Here is a 6,106-nt window from a genome sequence, read left to right as displayed (position 1 = left end):
GTAATCGCAGCCGTCAATGACGTCTTGCCATGATCAACATGACCAATCGTCCCAATGTTGCAATGCGGCTTGTTACGTTCAAATTTCGCTTTGGCCATTTGACTCTCCGTTCAGTCGTTGACTGTCGCCAGCGACAATCAGGCAAACTTTTTCTGGACTTCTGCCGACACATTCGCCGGCGCTTCAGCGTAATGATCGAACTGCATGGTAAAGGTGGCGCGCCCCTGGCTCATCGAGCGCAGGTTATTCACGTAACCGAACATGTTCATGAGCGGCACCATCGCGTTGATGACGTTAGCGTTGCCGCGCATGTCCTGACCCTGGATCTGGCCGCGTCGCGAGTTGAGATCGCCGATGACCGATCCGGTATAGTCTTCAGGCGTCACTACCTCGACCTTCATGATCGGCTCGAGCAGCACCGACTTGCCCTTCTGCAGCGCCTCGCGGAAACAGGCGCGGGTCGCGATTTCGAACGCCAGTGCCGACGAGTCGACGTCATGGTATTTGCCGTCGATGAGTTGCACCTTGACATCGACCACCGGGAAGCCCGCAACCACGCCGGAGCCGAGCACGCTCTCGATGCCCTTCTCAACGCCGGGAATGTATTCCTTGGGCACCGCGCCGCCGACGATCTTCGACTCGAACTCGTAACCTTTGCCAGGCTCGCTCGGCTCGACAATGATCGTAACAGCCGCGAACTGACCGGTGCCGCCGGTCTGTTTCTTGTGGGTGTAGCTGTGCTCGACACGCTTAGTGACCCGCTCGCGGAACGCCACCTGCGGCGCGCCGATGTTGGCATCGACCTTGTAGGTGCGCTTGAGGATATCAACCTTGATGTCGAGATGGAGCTCGCCCATGCCCTTGAGGATGGTTTGGCCGGACTCCTGATCGGTGGAGACACGAAATGACGGATCTTCCGCCGCGAGTTTCGCCAGCGCGACACCGAGCTTTTCCTGGTCAGCCTTGGACTTCGGCTCGATCGCAATCTCGATGACCGGATCAGGGAACTCCATCTTTTCAAGGATCACGGGATGAGCTGAATCGCACAGCGTGTCACCGGTGCGCGCTTCCTTCAGGCCGGCCAGCGCGACGATGTCGCCGGCATAGGCTTCCTTGATGTCCTCGCGATTGTTCGCATGCATCAGCAGCATCCGGCCGATGCGCTCCTTCTTCTCGCGCGTTGAGTTGATCACGCCTGTGCCGCTCTGAAGAATGCCGGAGTAGATGCGGCAGAACGTGATGGTGCCGACGAACGGGTCGTCCATGATCTTGAACGCCAACAGCGACATCGGCTCCTTGTCGTCGGCGTGACGAACGACCTCGTTGCCCTTGTCGTCGGTGCCCTTGATGGCGGGCACGTCGAGCGGTGACGGCAAGTAAGCGACCACGGCGTCAAGAAGCGGCTGCACACCCTTGTTCTTGAACGCCGTACCGCACAGGACGGGATAGAACGCGCCGGTGATGACGGCCTTACGGATCAGCCCCTTCAGGGTAGCTTCATCCGGCTCGGTGCCATCGAGGTAGGCGGCCATGGCGTCATCATCGAGCTCGACGGCGGCTTCCACCAGCTTCTCGCGATATTCCTTGGCCTTGTCTGCAAGATCTGCGGGGATCTCGGCGATGTCGTACATCGCACCAAGCGCTTCGTTGTTCCAGACCAGCGCCTTCATGCGGACGAGGTCGATCATTCCCTTGAAGTTGTTCTCCGAGCCGATCGGAAGCTGCAACGCCACCGGGCGCGCGCCGAGCCGATCGACGATGTCGGCCAGACACTTGTAGAAGTCGGCGCCGGTCTTATCCATCTTGTTACAGAAGACGATGCGCGGCACCTTGTACTTGTCGCCCTGACGCCAAACCGTTTCGGTCTGCGGCTCAACACCCTGGTTGCTATCGAGCACGCATACGGCGCCGTCGAGCACCCGCAAACTACGCTCTACCTCGATAGTGAAGTCGACGTGGCCGGGGGTATCGATGATGTTCAGACGTTTGCCGTCCCAGAATGCGGTGGTCGCGGCCGACGTAATGGTAATGCCGCGCTCCTGCTCCTGCGCCATCCAGTCCATCGTCGCGGCACCTTCGTGCACTTCGCCGATCTTGTGGCTCTTGCCGGTGTAATAAAGGATGCGCTCGGTCGTGGTGGTCTTGCCGGCGTCGATATGCGCCATGATACCGAAATTACGGTAATCCTCGATAGCATGTTGGCGGGGCATGGAGCTGTCCTTAAATTCCTGTTGCGTCGCCGTTACCAGCGATAGTGCGAGAACGCACGGTTGGCTTCCGCCATCTTGTGCACGTCCTCCCGCTTCTTGACCGCGCTGCCCCGGTTGTTCGACGCATCGAGCAGTTCGGCCGAGAGCCGCTCCGTCATCGTCTTTTCGTTGCGCCCCCGCGCAGCCGTAATCAGCCAACGAATACCGAGCGCCTGACGGCGGGTCGAACGAACCTCCACCGGCACCTGATAGGTGGCACCGCCGACGCGACGCGACCGCACTTCGATGGTCGGCATGACATTTTCGAGCGCTTGTTCGAACACGGTCAGCGGACCTTGTTTGGTCTTGACCTCGATCAGATCGAGCGCGCCGTAGACGATGCTTTCGGCGACCGACTTTTTCCCGGCATACATAATCGAGTTCATGAACTTCGTAATAACGACGTTTCCGAACTTCGGGTCGGGGAGCACTTCACGCTTTTCGGCAGAATGGCGACGCGACATCGTTTCTGTTCCCGCTTATTTCGGACGCTTCGCGCCGTACTTCGAACGACGCTGCTTGCGGTTCTTGACGCCCTGGGTGTCGAGGACGCCGCGGAGGATGTGATAGCGCACGCCCGGCAAGTCCTTCACGCGGCCGCCACGGATCATGACCACGGAATGTTCCTGAAGGTTGTGCCCTTCACCTGGGATATAACCGATGACCTCGAAGCCATTGGTCAAGCGCACCTTAGCGACCTTGCGCAGCGCCGAATTGGGCTTCTTCGGAGTCGTGGTGTAAACACGCGTGCACACGCCACGCTTTTGCGGCGATTGTTGCAACGCAGGCACCTTCTTGCGCGACTTCTGTATGACGCGCGGACTTGCGATCAGTTGGTTGATCGTCGGCATCGTTCGCCTTCACCCTTATATTTACGCGAAACCCCGATCGGCTTCGCACTTCGTCCGGAGCTACCGCTCACCCGCTCGCGATGCATGAATGGTTTCACGCAAAACGAAATCGCGCCAACCGTTCACTGCTGAACGGGAAGCGCTTCGACGCCACAGAGGACCGCGACCAACGCCAACCGGAACGAACCGGTCGGCCTTCACCGAGGTCATGCATCCGAAATCAATCTCGAGAGATCTTGCTCAAGAGAATGACCATCGTCCTGGCATTGCCTAGCTATTTCGGCAGCGTCTGAGCAGCATTCGTCGAGGTTGGTGCCCGTCTCTATCAATCAAACCAGATAGAAAGGGTGGTCCGTTCCGACGTTAGTGGAGCTCACCGCCTGCCGTTAAGTGCGCGGGTTTTATCCACGGCGAGTCATCAAGTCAAGGCTGAAACGCCATAACAAAAGCACTTCTGACCGTTTCGTACCACCTTCCGCCTCACCCGGTTTCGGCAGGACCGTCGGCACGCCGATGGCCGGATATCGTTCGTAACAATGGCCTTTTCGTCGCGACAGGCCCCCCACCATCGGACGCTCCAGCTTGCTCCAGAAAGGGACACCACCGAATCCGGCTCCTGCCCGATTTCTCGCCGAGCAGTATCCCCAATCGCGCGTCGAATCAAAATGCCGCCCTAGCCCTGCGAATCTTCTGTCGATTTTGACAGGACCGCCACGAAACGGAACCACTCAAATTGAGCTAGGATCTGCAGACTCGCAGACCGAACTGGTCCTGACAGACGCCCCTGCGACGGCTGGAATTCGTTATCGCGGGATGTCCGCCGGCGGGTGAAGTCGAATGAGTCGTCGCTAGGGGATGACCGCACGTCACGCGCAGAAGATAAGCTGAGCAACAGGCGCCGCTTCTCAAGCGCGTCAGCGACCGCAGGTTACCCGATCAAGGCAAGCGAACGCGACGCTTACCACTTCAAAATGATTAACGCGTCTGGGAATGACGAGCCCAAGCTGCTGAGGCTGTAGCGCACGAAGCACTGGAAACCAGAAACGCCTGAATGGAGCTTGAGATACGGTTTTTTTAACCGCAGCTGCCTGCAGCGGGGCCAACACAACGGGGGCCTCCGCGGCAGAAAGCGACGATGACATGTGAACCGCAATGGCGGCTCACATCATCTATTTGACTTTGACCTAGTGGCCGTGACCGTGGCCGTTCTTCGCTTCGCGATGAGCCAGCTCGCTCAGCAGCTTCTGAGCCAGAAGATCCTGCCCTACCTGATCGACGGGAAACGTGGTGGCGTTACCAAGATGGCCAATGGTGGCGCTTTTGGCACCCAGATCTCCCGAACCGGCATGGATCACCTTGCCATCCGAAGTGTATGAACCGTCGATCTGCTTACCCAGAGATTCATCGTAAAAAGAGATGTGTCGCGGCATCGGTGCACTCCTCCATTATTGGATTTCTTTGTGTACTGATGGAAACAGCGACCGTATAGCCAACTAGTTTACATAGTCGGGATTTTATTTGGTGAAAGAACCAGGCAGTAGCCTGTCGTACTCGCGCCGGACCGCGCGATAGCATTCGCAGGATGTGCGCTCCAATAGTCTACGGTCCAGTATGGTAATGATGCCGCGGCTATATGTGAGAACCTGCAATTGCTGAAACTTTCTTAGCTCAGCATTAACGGCCACGCGGCTGACCACGAGCATTTCGGCCAGGAATTGTTGCGTAAGTCGAAGTTCGTCACCATCGACGCGATCGTGAGACTTCAACAGCCATCGTGCGCAGCGCTGAAGAAGCGTATGACTGGCGTTGCACGCAACGGACTGCATCACCTGTGCAAGGAACGCTCGTGAGTAGGCGTTGAGCTTGCGCCGAAATACTGGCAGACGCGCTTGCAACTCCTGAAATTCCCGAAACGAAATCCGGATGCTGTCGCCGGAAACCTGGACGACGGCGCGATGCATGGATTGATCATCGCCCATGATGGCTCCGACGTTGATCATCCCCTCCCGTCCCGTGGTCGACGTCTCAGCTGTCCTGTCGGTCTTGAGCGGAGCGAGGTTGGAGATGATCGCAGTTTCGGGAAAGTACACATAATCGAATGGGCCGCGTGGTTCGTATAGCACGCAACCAAGCGGAAGTTGGACAAACTCACACAGCTTCTGAATTTCGATCCATTCCGTGTCCGGTATGCTCGCCAGAAGGCTGTTCTTTGGTCCGTGCACCATTGTCTCACGATCACCGGTTCTTGCGGCAGATCAAACCGGCGGCCGCAGTTTGGTTCTTTGCGCAACCAAAGGCAAGCCACGCCGGATTGACGACCTCGAAATACGGCATCGCTCCTCGGCTGCACTTTCGAAGTAAGCCGAAGGCGATACGTCACTTATTTAGTCGCTTTCGGGTTGGCCGGCGTCGACCAACTCCGAACTTCGTCGCGAAGCCGACGGAGTTGCCCGTAGCCCCGTTGGCGAATGGCTTCCAGCAAAAACGTCGGCGATCGACCCGGCCCAACATCGACCAGCAGATCGACCATCTTTCGGCGGCCCGCCCAGAGCTGAGCCATAAAGCTCCGTTCGTAGGAACAGGAATCGATCGCTTCGATCCCCGCGGAGGAGAACAGGTCGTCCGTGATCTTGTCGATCAGCAACACGCCGGGTGAGTATTTCGCGTAGTCATGACTGAAGGCCGTTTTCCAAGTATAGGCCGTAGCGCCGCAATACATCAGCACCTGCGCGGCGATAGCCTGCCGATCAACACGAAGCAAAGCAACCGAAGCATTGCCCCGTTCGGCGAGCGCGGCGATCATCTGCCTGGCGAAGGCTGCATCCGCGGACTTGCATAACAAAGCCGTGCCGCGCGCTCCTTTCCAGCTTGCGGCTTCCAGCTTCAGAAACGTCTCGAACGCCTCTCTAGGGTCGGGACCCATAAAAGTGATTCCTTCGGCGCTGAGTTTGTGATTCACGGTCTCGGACAGGAGGCCTTTGATGAGTCGCGATTGCTTTTGGCTAA

Annotated in this window: 7 protein-coding genes; all 7 read right to left on the bottom strand. The window is 57.9% G+C overall.

Features of this window, described 5'->3' with window-relative positions:
• Positions 1 to 98 (bottom strand): GTP-binding protein (locus B2M20_RS18995; RefSeq protein WP_139372854.1); only part of this gene is annotated, 98 nt, incomplete at its 3' end.
• 39 nt (positions 99 to 137) lie between these two features.
• Positions 138 to 2,210, bottom strand: a complete 2,073-nt coding sequence (gene fusA, locus B2M20_RS06820) for an elongation factor G (RefSeq protein ID WP_079446325.1) — start codon at positions 2,208 to 2,210, stop codon at positions 138 to 140.
• Positions 2,211 to 2,242: 32 nt separating this feature from the next.
• Entirely contained in the window at positions 2,243 to 2,713 is a 471-nt protein-coding gene (rpsG, locus tag B2M20_RS06815; protein WP_079446324.1) for a 30S ribosomal protein S7, read from the bottom strand.
• 15 nt (positions 2,714 to 2,728) lie between these two features.
• Positions 2,729 to 3,100 (bottom strand): 30S ribosomal protein S12, encoded by a 372-nt coding sequence (rpsL, locus tag B2M20_RS06810; RefSeq protein ID WP_009797142.1) that lies wholly within the window; start codon positions 3,098 to 3,100, stop codon positions 2,729 to 2,731.
• Between the two features lie 1,184 nt (positions 3,101 to 4,284).
• The gene (locus B2M20_RS06800) at positions 4,285 to 4,530 is read right to left on the bottom strand and encodes a hypothetical protein (protein ID WP_079446322.1); all 246 of its coding nucleotides are present in this window, start codon (positions 4,528 to 4,530) and stop codon (positions 4,285 to 4,287) included.
• An 84-nt stretch (positions 4,531 to 4,614) separates the two neighbouring features.
• Positions 4,615 to 5,325, bottom strand: a complete 711-nt coding sequence (locus B2M20_RS06795; protein ID WP_079446321.1) for a Crp/Fnr family transcriptional regulator — start codon at positions 5,323 to 5,325, stop codon at positions 4,615 to 4,617.
• 155 nt (positions 5,326 to 5,480) lie between these two features.
• A partial coding sequence (locus tag B2M20_RS06790; RefSeq protein WP_244553445.1) for a GNAT family N-acetyltransferase occupies positions 5,481 to 6,106 on the bottom strand: 626 nt, incomplete at its 5' end.

The sequence above is a fragment of the Nitrobacter vulgaris genome, assembly GCF_002028545.1.
Lineage (GTDB): Bacteria > Pseudomonadota > Alphaproteobacteria > Rhizobiales > Xanthobacteraceae > Nitrobacter > Nitrobacter vulgaris.
The sequence above is the reverse complement of the archived record's forward strand: the minus strand, read 5'-3'. Positions and strand labels throughout refer to the sequence as shown.